Source organism: uncultured Streptococcus sp. (assembly GCF_963456385.1).
In the GTDB taxonomy this organism is placed as follows: Bacteria; Bacillota; Bacilli; order Lactobacillales; family Streptococcaceae; genus Streptococcus.
Genome location: NZ_CAUOLF010000001.1, coordinates 160,635 through 177,790, shown reverse-complemented (window position 1 = coordinate 177,790; position 17,156 = coordinate 160,635). Strand labels below are relative to the sequence as shown.

Here is a 17,156-nt window from a genome sequence, read left to right as displayed (position 1 = left end):
CAAGTAGCCATCCATGGTGATACAGCCGTAAAAATATACTGCCATTCTTGTAGTTTCCTTTCTAGTTCTGCTCAGTTCCTTTCTAGTTCCTTTGCTATTGTCAAAGCGATAGTGAAAAAAGTCATGGCATCAGCTGTCCGTTCTTCATGGCGGGCATCCCAGGTTCGGTTATGATGATCCACATAGTCAGCTGTGTAGAAGAATTGATAGACTTTACTCTTGCGAAATTGACTCCAAGCCATGATAGCTGAAGCTTCCATGTCCACCACTTGGGCACCCGCAGCTAAGCGCCGCTTGACCTTATCAGGCGTTTCCCGATAAAAGGCATCAGTCGTCCAAGACTTGGTGCGGATATGCTCGATATCGTGCTTGTCAAAGATGGCTTCCAGCTTAATCAGCAGGGATTCGTCATAGGCGACTTCGTCACCCGGTGGGGCATAGTGATAGCTAGTCCCTTCATCTCGCAAAGCGGTTGCAGGCAGGATGATCTTATCCGCCTCAATTGAGCGATCCAAAACGCCACAGGAACCTAGAATGATGAAATTCTTGAAGCCTCTGGCCGCCAACTCCTCCAGCTGGCCGACTATCATGGGAGCCCCAATCGGAGCCAACATAACTGCTAGCTTGCTAGGACCTTGGCGGTACATATACCATGGATGCTGTCCGTTTATGCTTTTCAAATAACCTCCTGGATATACCTCTTCTGACTCAATCAAACGTTTCAGAATTTCCCCGTTAAAGGACAGGATGATGGTTTCACACACTTCACCCTTGTCATGGATTGGCTTTTCAGTTGGCTCAATAACCCCAGCTACATCTTCAAATTCCTCTAATAGCATAAGTTCTCTTTCTTTATGGCCTCAGCAAATCCACCTTCATCTTTTCTATACGGCGCAGCTTGGTCTCATCTTTTTTGGCTTCACTGATATAGCGAGCCCATTCGCGCTGGTGGCTAGGCGGCAGTTTGGTAAAACGCTCCTTGGCAGGGCCGTCCAAACCTTCTTTTAGTTCAAGGACTACCTGGTTCAAAATAGCATCTGATAAATCTGACATATCGGTTCCTCCTGTCATATTTCACTTCGATAGCTTTGCCAACCTTTTCTATAGACTTGATGAATGGTGGCTGGCTTCACGGGCATGCTCTAGCTTGTCTAGATAGTATTCCCGTTTCTCCTCCACCTCGTGAATGGTTGGCTCGTCTTTCTCACCGTGAACACGGACAATCTTCGCTGGAACTCCGACCACCGTCACATCACTTGGAACATCAGCTACAACAACTGCACCGGCTCCGACCTTGGCTTTTTCACCAATCTCAATCGGCCCAATGACTTGAGCATGGGCAGAGACCAAAGCACCTCGACGGACGGTCGGGTGGCGTTTGCCTGTATCCTTGCCCGTACCGCCTAGGGTCACACCGTGGTAAAGCATGGCCCCCTTCTCCACAATGGCTGTCTCTCCAATCACCAGACCACTGCCATGGTCAATGAAGACACCCGACTCAATCTGAGCGCCAGGATGAATCTCAATCTGGGTCCAGAAACGCCAGAATTGACTGTGCATGCGCGCCAGCAGCTTGAAGCCGTGCCGCCACAAAAAATGCGAGAGGCGGTGGGCCGCCAAAGCTTTAATGCCTGGATAGGTTAGCAAGACTTCTAACGACGTTCGTGCCGCCGGGTCATTTTCTTTTACAATATCAATAGATTCCTTCCACCAACCCATGCTAGCCTCCTTCCTTCTCTAAACAAGGAGAGACGAGAACTAGGCTCGCCTCTGCCGATTTTTGATGAGGTCTGCAGGGATAAGCGACCTCTTATTCTTCTATTTTAGGGCTTCCTTGATGGTCTTTGTGACCTTTGTGCTCCTTGTGTGGATGATGTCCCTCGTCATGATGATGTTTTGGCTTATCAGACTTTGGTGGACGCGGCAACAATACTTTCATGGAAGCATCTACCCGGCCTTTGGCATCAATCTTAATAACCTTGACATCCACTTCATCACCGATTTGTACGACATCTTCGACGTTGTTGGTCCGAGTCCAAGCCAGCTCTGAGATGTGAACGAGGGCATCCGTCTTGTCAAAGAGATTGACAAAGGCACCAAATTTCTCAATTCGAACAACCTTGGCATGGTAAACTTCGTCCACTTTTGCTTCGCGGACCAAGCCAGCAATGATTTCCTTAGCACGATTGATGGCATCTTGGTCGCTAGAGTAGATGGATACATTACCCTCTTCATCAATGTCAATCTTAACACCAGTCTCAGCGATAATCTTGTCGATGGTTTCCCCGCCTTTACCGATGACAATCTTAATCTTGTCCACATCAATCTTGATCGTATCAATTTTCGGAGCAGTTGGAGCCAACTCAGGACGAGGAGCTGGAATCGTTGCTTCAATCAAGTCCAGAATTTCAAAGCGGGCTTTCTTAGCCTGAGCCAGTGCTTCTGTCAAGATCTCAGCTGTAATTCCTTCAATCTTGATATCCATCTGCAGGGCGGTAATACCTTCACGTGTACCAGCCACCTTAAAGTCCATATCACCAAAATGGTCTTCCAAACCTTGAATGTCCGTCAGAACCGTATAGTTGCTGCCATCTGAAATCAAGCCCATAGCAATACCAGCAACCGGAGCCTTAATCGGCACACCACCAGCCATCAAAGCCAAAGTGCCCGCACAGATAGAAGCTTGGGAGGAAGAACCGTTTGACTCCAAGACTTCTGCTACCAGACGGATAGCGTAAGGAAACTCTTCCAAACTAGGCAAGACTTGCTCCAAGGCACGTTCACCAAGAGCACCGTGTCCGATTTCACGACGGCCAGGAGCCCCATAACGGCCTGTCTCACCGACAGAATATTGCGGGAAATTATAGTGGTGCATGAAACGTTTCTTGTATTCTGGATCCAAGCCGTCTACAATTTGCGTTTCACCCATTGGTGCCAGAGTCAGAACAGACAAGGCCTGGGTTTGACCGCGAGTAAAGAGACCAGAACCATGCACGCGCGGCAGGTAATCCACTTCTGCATCCAGTGGACGGATTTCATCAACCTTACGACCGTCAGGACGGACCTTATCTTCGGTAATCAAACGACGTACTTCTGCATGCTCCATTTGCTCCAAGATTTCAGCCACATCACGCATGATACGGTCGAATTCTTCATGGTCCGCGTATTTCTCTTCATAGACTGCTGTGACTTGGTCTTTGACAGCTTGAGTTGCTGCTTCACGCGCCAGCTTTTCTTCTACCTGTACAGCCTTTTGCAAGTCGCTGTTGTAAGCTGCGACAATCTCAGCCTGCAACTCTTCATCAACATGCAGCAATTCTACTTCAGCCTTTTCCTTGCCGACTGCTGCGACAATTTCTTCTTGGAAGGCAATCAATTCTTTGACTGCTTCGTGCCCTTTGAGAAGAGCTTCCAGCATGACATCTTCAGGCAGCTCCTTGGCTCCAGACTCTACCATGTTGATAGCCTCTTTGGTACCAGCCACTGTCAGTTCCAAAAGTGAAACTTCTTTTTGTTCCTTGCTAGGATTGATGATGAATTCACCATCTACATAGCCGACTTGAACTCCTGCGATAGGCCCATTAAAAGGAATATCTGAGATAGAAAGAGCCAGAGAGCTACCGAACATAGCGGCCATTTGAGGCGAAGCATCTTCGTCATAAGAAAGAACAGTATTGATAACCTGAACTTCATTGCGGAAACCTTCCGCAAACATAGGGCGAATCGGACGGTCAATCAAGCGGGCGGTCAAAGTCGCATCTGTTGACGGACGGCCTTCGCGCTTGTTAAATCCACCAGGATATTTCCCAGCCGCATACATTTTTTCCTCATAGTTGACCTGCAATGGGAAAAAGTCACCAGTAGCCATCTTTTTGGACATGGTTGCCGCAGTTAAAACGGTACTTTCTCCATATCGAACAACGGCGCTGCCATTTGCCTGCTTTGCAACCTGACTGGTTTCAACTACCAGCTCACGGCCTGCAAAAACGGTTTTTAAAACTTGTTTTGTCATAAAGACTCCTTGCCGAGCACATGCTCAAATTTTTTCATACGCCTTGGCTACAAAGATCAAGATACTAAGACCGTCAAAAGCAAAGTAAAAATAGGAAACTGATTAAGTCTTCGATGAAGACAAGACAGTTTATCTTTTTTTACACAGCTTTTAGGTCGTATTCAGTTCATCAAGATATTAAGCCCTTAAGCAACTCTTAGGACGTGTTCAGTTAGCACTTTGACTTTAATATCATGGTCTTAGCAGTTTATTATATCCTCATCTTTGTATCAAGCACGTACAGACCTTATTTTACCACAATTTCAGGCAAAAGAAAAAGGCTGAAAATGGCTTTTTTCTATAAAAGTACTGAAAATCTATTTTTCTTTTCTATAGCTGATTATAGCTGGCTGTCAGAGTTCGTTTTTTCCCTTTTGATTCGTCAAATAGGATGGCGGTATAGCCACTATTCACTTTTCAAAGAGGACTTCTTGCTTTATAATAAATACAGTGACTCATTTCAAACATGTAAAGGAGACAATCGTGTCAGATCATCAAACAGTTGAAAAGAAAGATTTTTTCTCGCTCCTTGCGACAGCCTTAGTCAGCTTTGCAGGCATCTTATCTGAAACCAGTATGAATGTAACCTTCCCGCACCTAAGCAAGGTCTTTGGATTAGGATTGGGAACGCTACAATGGATTACAACAGGATATTTATTAGCAGTGGCCATTACAATTACTTTAGGAGCAACCTTGGCCCACAATTGGAAAGAGAGAACCATCCTCTTTACCGCTTTGGCCAACTTTTGCTTAGGCACACTGATTGCCATGTTGGCTTCAAGCTTTCCCGCCTTGATGATAGGGAGAATCCTGCAAGGTGGCGCTACTGGATTAGCCATTCCTTTGCTCTTTAACTTAATTGTTGAGCGTGTTCCTAAGCAAAAAATTGGAACCTACATGGGCTTGTCTGGGATGGTGGTCAGCCTAGCACCAGCAATTGGGCCGACTTACGGTGGTTTTATGATTAGTCGTTTTGACTGGCATATGATTTATACCTTAATTCTTCCCGTTCCAATCATTTCCTTTATTCTTGGTTTTTTCTTTTTAAGGAATTCCGAGAAGTCTAGGAAACGCGCCTTTGATCTCCTCTCATTTCTCCTCTTAGCAAGCTCACTCGTGTTTGCCATTGTAGCTATCTCTAGCTTAGAAGAAGGACATATCGATTGGCTCTATCTTGTTCTCTGCCTACTGCCACTAGCTTGCTTCATCTATCGGAGCTTGAAGATTGATCATCCATTCTTAGATATTCGGATTTTAAAGCAACCAACGGTCTTATTGGCTATTTTACCCTTCTTCATTTTTCAGTTTATCAACCTATCAGCGAATTTTCTGATTCCCAACTTCCTAGTTATAGAAAAAGACATTTCAACCGCTCAGGCAGGATTTGCACTGCTTCCAGGAACTATGCTTGGAGCTTTCCTATCTCCTGTCTTTGGCAAACTCTATGATAGAAAAGGTCCCAAACCAACCCTTTTTACAGGAAATTCTCTTCTTTTTCTTGCTGTACTCTTGCTCCTTATCTTTACAAAAGAACTCACTTTAACAGCTGTTATTGCGATTTATATTTGCTTTACCTTGGGGCGAAACATGGCCTTCAATAACACACTTGCCCTAGCGACGACTCAAGTTGATAAAGGAAAGACTGCAGATACGACTGCGCTGTTTCAGCTGACCCAGACCTTTGCGGGTGCTATAGGTACCGCAGTAACGGCCGTCATCGCTAATCAAGCTCCCAATATGACAAAAGGAACTCAAAACGTCTTCACCCTGCTATTAGGCCTGGTTATCTTCGTATTCTTGTCTTATCTACTGCTTTTTAAAAGGATTGCAGCAAAGAAACATTGACTTTTATCCTCAATCTGATAAACAGCTAAAAATTACTGACTTATCCTTCTCCCCCAAAGACATTTTGGGGGATTTTTTGCTATACTATTTCTATATACGACAAAAGGAGTAGACTATGGAACAAAAACATCGTTCTGAATTTCCGGAAAATGAACTCTGGGACCTAACGGCCCTTTACCAAGACCAGGAGGACTTCCTGCGGGCCATCGAAAAGGCCAGAGAGGACATCCAGAAATTCGTCCGGAATTACCAAGGCAAGCTCAGCACTTTCGAAGATTTTGAGCGAGCTTTTGCTGAGTTAGAGCAGATTTATATCCAAATCAGCCATATCGGCAACTACGGTTTTATGCCACAGACCACTGACTTTGGCGACGAGAGCTTTGCGCAGATTGCCCAAGCAGCCATGGAGTTTGAGACCGAGGCCAATGTCGCACTTAGCTTCTTTGACGACGCTCTGGTCGGTGCAGATGAAGTTGTCTTAGAAAAACTAGGCCAAGAGCCCCATCTGACTTCAGCCATTCGCCAAGCTAAAATCAAAAAAGCCCACTATCTGGGAGCGGATGTCGAAAAAGCCTTGACCAATCTAGGTGAAGTCTTTTACAGTCCACAGGATATTTACACCAAGATGCGGGCCGGCGACTTTGCTATGGCTGACTTTGAAGTAGACGGCAAAGTTTACAAAAACAGCTTTGTCACCTATGAGAATTTCTATCAAAACCATGAAAATGCAGAAATCCGCGAAAAAGCTTTCCGCTCTTTCTCTGAAGGCCTTCGTCAGCATCAAAATACTGCTGCAGCTGCCTATCTGGCTCAGGTCAAGTCTGAAAAACTGCTGGCTGACATGAAAGGCTATGACTCTGTCTTTGACTATTTGCTAGCTGAGCAAGAAGTTGATCGCTCTATGTTTGACCGGCAGATTGACTTGATCATGAGCGAATTTGCCCCAGTGGCTCAGAAATACCTCAAGCATGTCGCTAAGGTAAACGGACTTGAAAAAATGACCTTTGCCGACTGGAAGCTGGACTTGGACAGCGAGCTCAATCCTGAAGTCAGCATTGACGATGCCTATGACCTCGTCATGAAATCAGTCGAGCCTCTCGGACAAGAATATTGTCAAGAAGTTGCCCGCTACAAGGAAGAACGTTGGGTCGACTTTGCGGCCAATGCCGGAAAGGACTCTGGAGGCTATGCTGCGGATCCTTATCGGGTTCACCCTTATGTCCTCATGAGCTGGACTGGTCGCATGAGCGATGTCTATACTTTGATTCACGAGATTGGCCACTCCGGTCAGTTTATCTTCTCTGACAATCACCAAAGCTACTTCAACGCCCACATGTCCACCTACTATGTGGAAGCACCGTCTACCTTTAATGAGCTCCTGCTCAGTGATTATCTGGAACGCCAGTTTGATAACCCTCGCCAGAAACGCTTTGCCCTGGCTCACCGTCTGACGGATACCTACTTCCATAACTTCATTACTCACTTGCTGGAAGCTGCCTTCCAACGTAAGGTCTATACTTTGATTGAAGAAGGCGGAACCTTCGGCGCAAGCAAACTCAACGCTATCATGAAAGAAGTCTTGATGGATTTCTGGGGCGATGCCGTTGAGATTGACGACGATGCTTCCTTAACTTGGATGCGCCAAGCCCACTACTACATGGGACTCTACAGCTATACTTACTCCGCAGGCTTGGTCATCTCTACTGCCGGCTACCTACATCTGAAAAATGACGAAAATGGTGCCCGTGACTGGCTTGAGCTACTCAAATCTGGCGGCAGCAAGACTCCGCTTGAGTCAGCTATGATTATTGGAGCAGATATTTCGACAGACAAACCACTCCGCGACACCATCCAGTTCTTGTCTGACACGGTTGATCAGATTATTGCTTACAGCGAGGAGTTGGGGGAATAGATACTTATTCCGTGAGGAATTCGTTGGTGAATATGTTAGACTAGTTAATAAAAATCTATCAATGAGGAGATAACATGAAAAATAAGCCCCTACTAGTGGCTGTTGCAGTCTTGTCTTTAGTTAGTCTTGTTGCTTGTAGCAGTTCAAAGAAAGAGTCCAGTAAGTCATCATCTTCGGAATCTAGTTCCACAAGTGTTGTAAAAGAGACTACAGAATCGAGTAGTAAGGTAAAGGAAAAAATATCAGATAGTGATCAGAGTTCTGAAAAAACTAAACGAATCGGTTCAGCAGATTATGGATATGTCAGTATCCCGAGTGACTGGAAAAAATATGAATATGTAGAAGGTGGAGATAACATCCAATACATAGATCAGAGTGGTACTAATGCTATTATTTTAAATGCCACCAATAGAGAAAAAGCAAATGTAGATGAAGGAGAGGAATTTAGTGCTGAGATGATGGCTCAAAGATTTGAAAGTGCCATGAACGGAAAAAATAAAGTTGTTAAGGTTTCAAGATCTTCTGTTACTGTTGGAGGAAACGAAGCAATTCAAGTAAATATGAGCCTTAAATCAGGCAATTATACTATTCTCTGGACATTCCAAAAGGACGATAAGGTGTATATGATTTCGTGTGTTTGCGATGAAAAAACAATAGCTCAATTGACAACTTATGTCAAAGATACTTGGAGCTTTGATGGAACAGGTGCCGTGACGGATTAATGAAGAGTGTTAGGTAGCTGTACTGACCCCCAAAAGTTAGATTTTTCCTGTCTAACTTTTGGGGGTCAGTACAAAACAGGTGATTTTTTCATGCAATCTAGGTAGCTTTTATCTACTCGATGTCCAACTAGCAGGAGGTAAGAGTTCGCATGTATCGAAGAGCTCTTACTAAAGGTTATTCAAATTTCTTTTTATTCGCTTCATTCGCTGGTGTCATATTGATTTGTAAAAGATTGGCAATATTTTCTTTGTCTATTGTAGCTTTTCCCTTACTATCTACCTTAATAGCAAGGTAATGGGTACTATTGTCAAGATAATCCATCCCCTGTAAATCCACATAGTTGTCTGCTTTAAAATCAAGAGCAGCCAATTGATAGACAAATCGAATATTCAATCCTTTGGCATAGTTGGTTTCGACAATCTTATTGTGTTCATCCACCATTCCTTGGAAGAATTCTTTATAATTATTATGATAAGAAGCCTTCACTTCATATTGATAAGTATCTACTGATGGAGCCTTGAATTGCAAATAAACCATGTCGCCATCTACCTTATAATCCTCAAGAGTATAGGCCCCAGCTTTTCCCAATGCATTGGTATTTACCTTGAAAAACATTGGTGCGTACACCTTGATAGGGTAACTTTCTCCCTTGTATTTAAAGACTGTATCATTTGAAAAAGTTGAATAGCGTTCAGACAAGGTAGGGATTAAAACCTCATTCCAAATTTTATTAAAAAATTCTTCTTGATTGCTTGTCCCTGTAGCTTTCACAACCAAATTGAAGTTTTCTTGATTGACAAAGACAGCATCCACCAATTTAAGGGCCGCTTGAACCTTAGGGTCAGAAATTTCTTTTTTCTTCTTTTCAAGATTATCAGCTGCCTGTTTGACGCCATCTAAAGTTGTAGTGATTTCCTTGCCACTATTTGTTTCAACGTATGTTTTCTCATAGGAAACAGGGCCGACTTTTGCATTCCAGTCAAATGACGCAGCAGGGCCAGTTACATCCGTATTATGATAAGTCGAAGCCTCAGTGTTTTTTGGGGCTTCTGAATTATTTCTTCCAGTATTTGAGCGATTAAACGAACATCCAACTAATAAAGCTACTATAGCTACAAGGAAATAAAATCTAAATATCTTTCTCATGATATGCTCCTTTTCCAATTGATTTTAATGCCTACTATCTATTATATCATGATAACTTTTTTTGACGTACCCGAAACAACAAGATTTTGATTTTCTGGTTTCTTTATCATATTTCTTACAGCAAATAGTTGGGGCAATAAAGAATAAACAAAATCAGCTTGAATCAAATCTTCAAGCTGATTTTTAAATAGTTTAATAAAAATAAAGAGGCCCAAAAAAGCGGAGATAAAGTAAAATATAGGCACTAAAACAAGCGATAAATATAAGCCATCTTGTCCAGTACTGTGACTTAGTATAATTCTTCATTCGCAGCAACCCGATGAAAAACCAAATCAGACTCCAAAACACTAGGCCTAATATCTGAGGGGCAAAATACGAAATTAAAAGCAAAACAGGGATCAACAAAGCCAATACTAATAAGATTCTTTTTTGTGTGATCTGCTCTCTAGGAATCATCCACCCTACAAAAAAACACAAAACTGCTGGGGCAACAAATGGTGTAAAAATCATAAAAACAAATAAAAGATGTTTTAGCAACTCAATAATAATCATCACCTCATTCCCATTATGTTTTAAATAATGCAGCTCTATAGCGCGATCCCGTTGGAAAAAATTTACCTCTACTTATTATACCTTAAAATATGCATTTTCAAACAAAAATTTTAAATTGACTCATTATTGTTATAATCGAAATAAAAAAGACCGCTCCAAACAAGAGCAGTCTCATTTTAAAACAGGCCTATATAACCGTCATCTTACTTTATGCCAACTCAGCCATAATGGCTTTAATCTGCTGGGCAGTATGAACACCCGCCACCTGCTTGACGACTTGACCGTCTTTTTTAAAGAGCAAGGTCGGGATAGACATGATGCCAAAAGTGCGTGCTGTAGCTGGATTTTCATCCACATCCATCTTGACAATCTTGAGCTCATCTTCAGAAAGTTCCTCTGAGAGCTTGTCAAGGATTGGCCCCTGCATCCGACAAGGTCCGCACCAAGTGGCCCAAAAGTCAATGAGCACTAATCCATCTTTTGTTTCTTGCTCAAATGTTGCATCTGTGATTACTTTTACCATTATTTTTCTCCTTTATTCTTAGTCAAACTTTGTCAAATCCTGCTTCATCAGGAAAAAGAAGACGTCCCCATAAGTGCCCTGGTAGTTCAAATCATGACCTTTATAAGTCAGTTTTTTAACTGGGTAATAATCTGCCACTCCAATCAAGCAGGCCTGCTGGGACTGCTCAAACTCCTGATAAGACTCAAAGGTCATCTTCCGCTCCTGCTTGACAGCATCCAAATATGTGATTTCAATCATAACTTCTCCTTTTCAAAACTACTCATGTAATTTTTATTTTATGATTATATTGTAATCTCTTTTGTTACATCTGTCAAATAAAACGACTTGGAGAAATCAATTCACTTTTTAAGCCACTCACTGATTGCCTGACAAACAAAAAGCCTCCCTACGGAAGACTTTCCCATATAAATAAGAAAAACCAGGCTCAATGCCCCTTGTGCTTTTCCAATCGTTTTTGCTGTTTGAGTTCGAATTTCCTTTGCTTAGCCAGTTCTTTCTGCTGCTTACGCTTGACTCGATCGATTTTCTTTTGCTCTTCTAATTGCAGACTCAGCGCTTCCTGAGACTTTGAAGAACGTGAAGCCATCTGCTCTTTTTCAGCCTGTCTCTGCAGGCGTTTAAGACTGACCGACTTAGTCCTCTCCTTCACTCTGATGCTAGGACTAAACTGCAACCGATGATAATAACGGTTTAGAAAATCCAACAATTCCTGCGTGCTAGGCTCTGCACCAAAGGTGACTCGGCAAACTCTATAAGATTGAGCATGTTCCTGCTCGAAAAGACCATGCCAAAATCCCTCTTCAAAATAAACTGTCAGCGTCATTGAAATCTTATCCATGACAGCACCTCCTTTAAAAAATCCCTAAGAATGGACAACCAAGGAGGAAGGTTACTGACAAAAAATGGTTTTTGCGTCTGGACTACCAACCAGAACTGTGTTTTTATCTTAGTAGCTATAGTCTAGCAAGATTTTCTAAAAAATTCAAGATTATCAGAATCTCGCTTAGATAAGTGAATTGGATTTTCTTGTATGAAAGGCAGAAAAATCAAAAAATAAGAAAGCTCTCTTCTTGTAAAATACATTCATTTCCGCTATAATACTACAAATACTGAAAGGAGAGAACTATGAAGTATATTTGGACTTTCTTAGCAGTCTTGATCTTGACAGGACTGGCTCTGTTCTTCTGGCACTCCCAGACCAAACTGAACTCTACTCCTCCTAAGCTAGAAACCACACAAACAGCTTCTAGTGAGAAAAGCGAAAATCAACCGACTCCGACAGAGGACATTGTGTCCGAGGAATACAGCGTTTCATACGCTGACAAGCAGCTCTACGGAAAGATTACTGCTCCTTCTGACTACAAGAGTAAAAAATTGCCGACTATTGTTATCGCACATGGATTGAACAATACCCTTGAGCAATATGAAATGTACAGTCAGCTGCTGGCAAAGCAAGGTTATCTGGTTTACAGCTTTGATTTCTACGGCGGCAGCCGCCAATCGAAAAGCGGTGGACAGGATATGCTGAATATGTCGGTCAAGACCGAACTCACAGACTTGACTCAAGTCATGGAAAAGCTGAGTTCCGAGACCTTTGTAGATAAAAGCAAAATGAGCTTATTCGGTGCTAGCCAAGGCGGTGTCGTTGCCAGTCTCTATACTGCTGCTTATCCAGACCGCGTACACAAACTCCTGCTTATCTTTCCAGCTTTCGTTCTTTTCGATGATGCCAAAGAGACCTATCGTGAGCTAGGGAGTCCTGACTTCGACCAACTTCCTGATAGCCTGACACACCACAATACTACTCTGGGCAAGATTTATCTAATCGATGCCTTAGACATTGACATCCAAGCAGAGCAGGCCAAAATCACAGCTCCGACCCTCATAATCCACGGCACTGATGATGCAGTCGTGCCCTACCAGTATGCTGTTCAAGCGAGTCAGACCATTCCAAATGCAGAGCTGGTCACTGTAGAAGGCGGGGAGCATCGTATTGACGAAAGATTTGCTATCACTGCCGCTCCTGCGATCCAAAAATTCTTGAAAGAGTAAAGCTGCTAATCGAAAAAGTTCTTCTAAAGAAATAGAAGGACTTTTTGTTTGGAAAAATTAGAAATGTTGTCTGAAGATAGAAAAAATACTGATATTCAAATCAATTGATATAGGCTAACAAGCAAACAAAGTATTTTAGAGAAAAGATTAACAAAAAAGCCATCTGAAATCAGAGAGCTAACTTGAGCTCAGGCTAAAATCCTAGTGAAAAAGAAAAGCTACTCTTTAGTAGAGCAGCTTCAACTTTGTGTATTTAATTGAACACGGCCTAAGTGAGTTGATAAAACAAAAAAGCTCCCTGAAATCAGAGAGCCAATTTGAGCTCGGGCTAAAATCCTAGCGAAAAAGATGAAACTCCTTGCGTTCATCGAACACGGTGTCGTTTCCCTATTTTCATACGGATTTTTGACGCCTTTAGCATCGTGATTCTTGCTGGATAAAACGTTTATAAACTAGGCGACGAAGCGAAGATTGTACTTATGGTACATCAAGGCGAAGTCAACGAAGTATAGAAACGTTTTAGACGCAAGATTAACGACGAAGTCCAAGAGAGTTGATCAACTCACGGTAACGGTTAACATCGTTCTTACGAAGGTAAGCCAAGAGGTTACGACGGCGACCGATTTTCTTCATCAAACCACGGTAAGTAGCGTGGTCTTTTTTGTGTTGTTTGATGTGTTCGTTAAGGTGGTTGATTTCCCAAGTAAGGACAGCAACTTGTACCTCTACTGAACCAGTGTCACCTTCGTGACGTGCGTATTGTGCAATGATTTCATTTTTTTTCTCTTTTGAGATTGCCATGATATACTCCTTTTCTTTACGCTTCATCCGAGTGGTAGGTTTGGCATGGCCTGCAACCAAGAAGAAGTTATTTGTCTTTACGACATACTTATTCTACCAAGAAGGGCTACCTTTGTCAAATGATTCTACTCCATCTTCTTCCCATCTAAATTGTAATTTTTGCTAAATAGCCAAGCATAAGTAGCTATTCTCCAGCAAGCAAATAAAAAGATAATCTGCTCAGGATAGTCATAAAAAACCAGTCTCCTAGGACTGGTTAAAAAACTTTAGTTCATCTATCTTTTCTAAACTTGCTCTGATTGTACCACCAGTATCAAGAATAAGTATTTTCTTACCATTTTGGACTATTACGAAATAATTGTTAGAATTGATATCAATGTAGATATCCTTATTACTTTTGACTTGATAACCTTCTTCTCTGACTGATTCTTTAATCAAGGCAATCTTTTCCCCCACTTCTTTTTCACTCAGTTTCTCTTCAGGATTATCAGCAATCAATTTCGTATATTCTATAAAGGGATAGAGTCCCAATCTACTCGAATCACTAGAATTATATTCTTCATCACGATCGGATTCTATATTTACAATTCCAACGTCAGAGATACTTACGTTCATTGAATCTTCACTATTTTTGTAACGAATTTTCCACTCACCAATAAATACCTTAGGATACTGAACTTTATAAAATTGAAGACGCTTGATATACTGTGAATCATTTGAACTATTAATACCTGAACGACTATCATAAATAATCATACTTCCATCATTTTGCAGAAGGTGGTAAATCTTGTTTTCGTCAATATAAGCAGAAAAGATAGCCTTAGTATTGAGTTTGAAATGTTTATCAAAGTCAGATAAGGTCTTAATTTTTGGATCGTTTTCTTCCTTAATAAATTTTTCAAAATCAGCCTTAGCTTTGTCTCCTTCAGCTAATTTTTCAATATCTTTTTTACCATTAAATAGCTTTTTCTTATCATTCAGTTCATAAACAAAAGAAATAGAGTCAGCTGGATTAATCCATACACCATCAAGGACCACATCTTTTCGTGGCATACCAAACAGTATAACTGCTGTAATCCCTATAATTGAAGTAGCTAGTCCTAAAATTCCCAAAATAATCCTTTGGCGCTTGTTCTTAGCTTGAAGCATCGTTGTTGCTTTAGGAATTTCTTGAGCTACAAACTTCCCACTTGTCTTTGCCGCTTGAAACTCTTGAGCTGTTGGTTTTCGATGATAAGTCGCTTCAAACTGCGCAACCCACTCATTCTGATTCATAAAATCCTCCTTTATAATGATTCTAACAATGAATTCTCATCGCTAGTAAACTAACTGTTTACTATATTGAAATTTATTATACCATATATATTAACTAGAAAAACATTTACTAGTGAAAAAATTTGTGACTTGGGCTAGCATTTGGCAGATTACAACTATATGAGATATACAAAATTAACTGTGAAGTACTACGTCATTTACAATTCAACCCCAAAGATTTCTAAAGAAAGTATTTCTGCCTCGGTCAGTCTCCGCCATTCTCCAAGAGCCAGTGTAGGATCCAACTGTAGGGGGCCCATTATGAGACGCTGAAGATCCGTGACTTCTTTTCCGCAGGCAGCCACCATGCGCTTGACCTGGTGGAACTTGCCTTCAGCTAGGATAATTTCTACGAGAGAGGTCTCTTTTTCCTTATTTTGCTCTAAAATCTTGAGCTGAGCTGGCTGACAGGTGAAATCTTTCAGTTCTATTCCTGCAGCAAAGCGCCCTACATCTGCTTGGTTCATCAGGCCTGCCACTTGAGCACGATAAATTTTTTCTACATGCTTTTTGGGTGACAGCATGGCATGAGCTAGTTTGCCATTATTGGTCAGAAGGAGCAGGCCGTGGGTATCAATATCCAAGCGGCCGACAGGAAAGACTTCTTTCTGACAGGCAGTCTCGTCCAGCAAGTCCAGAACTGTCTTATGACGGTCATCTTCTGTCGCCGAAATGACTCCCTGCGGCTTGTTGAGAAGGTAGTAGACGAATTTTTCATAGGTCAGCCTTTGGCCAGAAACGACAATCTCATCTGCTGTCTCATCAATTTGAGTCTTAGGTGATTTCTCTGCTCTGCCATTGACCAAAACCAGCCCTTTCTTTAGGAGCTGCTTAACCTGGGCGCGTGATCCCAGACCATTTTCTGCTAAAAATTTATCCAGACGCATCGTATAACCTCCTAGATTCTCGGAGCTAGTCCGCTCTTTTCTTTGCTAAATCTTAGAACAAAGAGCGAGGTCAAAATCATAGCTAGTCCCAAAACGCTGAAGATAAAGGCTGGGGTGTTGGAGAATCTCCCGATGAAACTGAGGACAAATGTAGTGGCCGTTGCTCCGATACTGCAACCTAAAATCACGATAGAAGTAGCTTGATTGAGTAGATGGGCGGAAATACGCTCGGACAGGGTGTAAAAAATGGTCGTCAGACCGACACTATAGACAAAGCCAGCACTAATAGTAGCCATGCTGAGTGACAAGAGATTGGGTGAGAAGCCAATAACAATCTGAGTCAGTCCAAAAACCAGACCAGAAAGCATCAGCAGTTTATCTCTAAAAAAGCGTGTCAAACTAGCAAAGCTGATACCCGCTGCAATCCCAATCAACTGCATCAAGGAAAGAATTACACCTGCAGTCTGGGCCGTCCCCATGCCGGACTTCTCTACAATCCCCGGAACACGCACATTGATGGCAATATAAGTCAGTACAATAACCCCCGCCACAAAGGCAAAAGCTAGACTTAGCTGCCAATCCTGCTGGCTTAACTTATGAGTCGATTCAGACTGTTCTTGCTGCTTTTCAGAGACCTTGTCATAAGGGACAAAAAGCAGATAAAGCGCTAAAACCACCAGTCCAAAGGTATAGACGAGAAAGGCAGCCTGCCAGCCGAGAGGAAGAAGTAGACTGACGCCAAAAGTCAAGAAAGCTGTCCCGACTACTTCTGCTGATCCCCTCAGTCCTAAAAGCCGAACGCGTTCCTGTCCCTTGTAGCGCTCGCTAACAATCGAGATAGCCTTGGCATTGAGCAGACCGATTCCCATCCCAAAGACAATCCGAGAGGCAAACATAAGCCAGTAAGACTGACTAAGTAGAGGAAGAAGCCCGCAAAGTGAAAAAATCAGAAGCCCACTCACAATCATCTGACGCTCTGTCAGGTATTTCTCAATGACTCTATTAAACAGCAACATCAGCATAATCCCAGCCGAAGGCAAAGAAACCAGAAGTTCTACCCAACTTTCTGGAATCCCTTTATAAAAAGCAAACATGGCCGACTGGGCACTGGAAATCGAAAAAGCCGTCGTCAGAATCAAAGAAAGCGAGAGGATACTCACCTTTTCCATCAATTTTTTCATTCTATTTTCCTTTAAAATTCACACTACCTCTATCATACAGTTTTTTGGGCCAAGACGCAATTTCTTTGTCAGGAATATTATGGGTCGCTGTGGCTTCATCAAAAAGCAGGCATCCCCAGCCAGTCAAAACCGCTCCCGCCTTTATTTCTTGCAGGTTTTATGTTAT

17 protein-coding genes are annotated in these 17,156 nt (G+C 42.4%); 4 read left to right on the top strand and 13 right to left on the bottom strand.

The window, feature by feature from the left end; translation table 11 throughout:
* Positions 1–71: 71 nt before the first annotated feature.
* The 4 genes from RP262_RS00880 to pnp form a co-directional block, all read right to left on the bottom strand.
* A complete protein-coding gene (locus RP262_RS00880; RefSeq protein WP_311153981.1) occupies positions 72–839 on the bottom strand; it encodes a nucleoside phosphorylase in 768 nt (255 codons plus the stop codon).
* A 13-nt stretch (positions 840–852) separates the two neighbouring features.
* Positions 853–1,071: a YdeI/OmpD-associated family protein gene (locus tag RP262_RS00875; RefSeq protein ID WP_311153980.1), complete on the bottom strand. Its 219-nt coding sequence runs from the start codon at positions 1,069–1,071 to the stop codon at positions 853–855.
* 30 nt (positions 1,072–1,101) lie between these two features.
* A complete protein-coding gene (cysE, locus tag RP262_RS00870; RefSeq protein ID WP_002899011.1) occupies positions 1,102–1,719 on the bottom strand; it encodes a serine O-acetyltransferase in 618 nt (205 codons plus the stop codon).
* 91 nt (positions 1,720–1,810) lie between these two features.
* The gene (pnp, locus tag RP262_RS00865; protein ID WP_311153979.1) at positions 1,811–4,012 is read right to left on the bottom strand and encodes a polyribonucleotide nucleotidyltransferase; all 2,202 of its coding nucleotides are present in this window, start codon (positions 4,010–4,012) and stop codon (positions 1,811–1,813) included.
* Between the two features lie 522 nt (positions 4,013–4,534).
* Between pnp and RP262_RS00860 the strand changes: the two genes are divergently transcribed.
* From RP262_RS00860 to RP262_RS00850, 3 genes are all read left to right on the top strand, one after another.
* Complete coding sequence (locus tag RP262_RS00860) at positions 4,535–5,896, top strand: MFS transporter (RefSeq protein ID WP_311153978.1); 1,362 nt, start codon at positions 4,535–4,537, stop codon at positions 5,894–5,896.
* Between the two features lie 115 nt (positions 5,897–6,011).
* On the top strand, positions 6,012–7,808 hold the full coding sequence (gene pepF, locus RP262_RS00855) for an oligoendopeptidase F (RefSeq protein WP_311153977.1): 1,797 nt from the start codon (positions 6,012–6,014) through the stop codon (positions 7,806–7,808).
* A 74-nt stretch (positions 7,809–7,882) separates the two neighbouring features.
* Positions 7,883–8,530: a hypothetical protein gene (locus tag RP262_RS00850; RefSeq protein WP_311153976.1), complete on the top strand. Its 648-nt coding sequence runs from the start codon at positions 7,883–7,885 to the stop codon at positions 8,528–8,530.
* A gap of 175 nt (positions 8,531–8,705) precedes the next feature.
* Here RP262_RS00850 and RP262_RS00845 read toward each other — a convergent pair whose 3' ends face one another.
* From RP262_RS00845 to RP262_RS00825, 5 genes are all read right to left on the bottom strand, one after another.
* Complete coding sequence (locus tag RP262_RS00845; protein WP_311153975.1) at positions 8,706–9,677, bottom strand: hypothetical protein; 972 nt, start codon at positions 9,675–9,677, stop codon at positions 8,706–8,708.
* Positions 9,678–9,869: 192 nt separating this feature from the next.
* Positions 9,870–10,229 carry a hypothetical protein gene (locus tag RP262_RS00840; RefSeq protein ID WP_311153974.1) on the bottom strand — a complete coding sequence of 120 codons (360 nt, stop codon included), beginning with the start codon at positions 10,227–10,229 and terminating at the stop codon, positions 9,870–9,872.
* A 208-nt stretch (positions 10,230–10,437) separates the two neighbouring features.
* Positions 10,438–10,752, bottom strand: coding sequence for a thioredoxin (gene trxA / locus RP262_RS00835; protein ID WP_111675285.1), 315 nt, complete (start codon positions 10,750–10,752; stop codon positions 10,438–10,440).
* An 18-nt stretch (positions 10,753–10,770) separates the two neighbouring features.
* Entirely contained in the window at positions 10,771–10,992 is a 222-nt protein-coding gene (locus RP262_RS00830) for a DUF4649 family protein (protein WP_002899027.1), read from the bottom strand.
* Positions 10,993–11,179: 187 nt separating this feature from the next.
* Positions 11,180–11,593: a YjdF family protein gene (locus tag RP262_RS00825; protein WP_311153973.1), complete on the bottom strand. Its 414-nt coding sequence runs from the start codon at positions 11,591–11,593 to the stop codon at positions 11,180–11,182.
* A 287-nt stretch (positions 11,594–11,880) separates the two neighbouring features.
* On the opposite strand from RP262_RS00825, the gene RP262_RS00820 reads away from it, so the two are divergent.
* Entirely contained in the window at positions 11,881–12,807 is a 927-nt protein-coding gene (locus RP262_RS00820) for an alpha/beta fold hydrolase (protein ID WP_311153972.1), read from the top strand.
* Between the two features lie 531 nt (positions 12,808–13,338).
* On the opposite strand, the gene rpsO is transcribed toward RP262_RS00820, so the two are convergent.
* The 4 genes from rpsO to RP262_RS00800 form a co-directional block, all read right to left on the bottom strand.
* Positions 13,339–13,608: a 30S ribosomal protein S15 gene (rpsO, locus tag RP262_RS00815; RefSeq protein ID WP_001018251.1), complete on the bottom strand. Its 270-nt coding sequence runs from the start codon at positions 13,606–13,608 to the stop codon at positions 13,339–13,341.
* Positions 13,609–13,854: 246 nt separating this feature from the next.
* Positions 13,855–14,883: a hypothetical protein gene (locus RP262_RS00810; protein WP_002907980.1), complete on the bottom strand. Its 1,029-nt coding sequence runs from the start codon at positions 14,881–14,883 to the stop codon at positions 13,855–13,857.
* A gap of 197 nt (positions 14,884–15,080) precedes the next feature.
* On the bottom strand, positions 15,081–15,809 hold the full coding sequence (locus tag RP262_RS00805; protein ID WP_311153971.1) for a pseudouridine synthase: 729 nt from the start codon (positions 15,807–15,809) through the stop codon (positions 15,081–15,083).
* A gap of 11 nt (positions 15,810–15,820) precedes the next feature.
* Positions 15,821–16,990, bottom strand: coding sequence for an MFS transporter (locus RP262_RS00800; protein ID WP_311153970.1), 1,170 nt, complete (start codon positions 16,988–16,990; stop codon positions 15,821–15,823).
* Between the last annotated feature and the right edge of the window lie 166 nt (positions 16,991–17,156).

Bases quoted from the DNA above. Each gene is read 5' to 3' on its own strand.
- RP262_RS00880 (WP_311153981.1), bottom strand. From the start codon at position 839: ATGCTATTAGAGGAATTTGAAGATGTAGCTGGGGTTATTGAGCCAACT.
- RP262_RS00875 (WP_311153980.1), bottom strand. From the start codon at position 1,071: ATGACAGGAGGAACCGATATGTCAGATTTATCAGATGCTATTTTGAAC.
- cysE (WP_002899011.1), bottom strand. From the start codon at position 1,719: ATGGGTTGGTGGAAGGAATCTATTGATATTGTAAAAGAAAATGACCCG.
- pnp (WP_311153979.1), bottom strand. From the start codon at position 4,012: ATGACAAAACAAGTTTTAAAAACCGTTTTTGCAGGCCGTGAGCTGGTA.
- pepF (WP_311153977.1), top strand. From the start codon at position 6,012: ATGGAACAAAAACATCGTTCTGAATTTCCGGAAAATGAACTCTGGGAC.
- RP262_RS00850 (WP_311153976.1), top strand. From the start codon at position 7,883: ATGAAAAATAAGCCCCTACTAGTGGCTGTTGCAGTCTTGTCTTTAGTT.
- RP262_RS00845 (WP_311153975.1), bottom strand. From the start codon at position 9,677: ATGAGAAAGATATTTAGATTTTATTTCCTTGTAGCTATAGTAGCTTTA.
- RP262_RS00840 (WP_311153974.1), bottom strand. From the start codon at position 10,229: ATGATTATTATTGAGTTGCTAAAACATCTTTTATTTGTTTTTATGATT.
- trxA (WP_111675285.1), bottom strand. From the start codon at position 10,752: ATGGTAAAAGTAATCACAGATGCAACATTTGAGCAAGAAACAAAAGAT.
- RP262_RS00830 (WP_002899027.1), bottom strand. From the start codon at position 10,992: ATGATTGAAATCACATATTTGGATGCTGTCAAGCAGGAGCGGAAGATG.
- RP262_RS00825 (WP_311153973.1), bottom strand. From the start codon at position 11,593: ATGGATAAGATTTCAATGACGCTGACAGTTTATTTTGAAGAGGGATTT.
- RP262_RS00820 (WP_311153972.1), top strand. From the start codon at position 11,881: ATGAAGTATATTTGGACTTTCTTAGCAGTCTTGATCTTGACAGGACTG.
- rpsO (WP_001018251.1), bottom strand. From the start codon at position 13,608: ATGGCAATCTCAAAAGAGAAAAAAAATGAAATCATTGCACAATACGCA.
- RP262_RS00810 (WP_002907980.1), bottom strand. From the start codon at position 14,883: ATGAATCAGAATGAGTGGGTTGCGCAGTTTGAAGCGACTTATCATCGA.
- RP262_RS00805 (WP_311153971.1), bottom strand. From the start codon at position 15,809: ATGCGTCTGGATAAATTTTTAGCAGAAAATGGTCTGGGATCACGCGCC.
- RP262_RS00800 (WP_311153970.1), bottom strand. From the start codon at position 16,990: ATGAAAAAATTGATGGAAAAGGTGAGTATCCTCTCGCTTTCTTTGATT.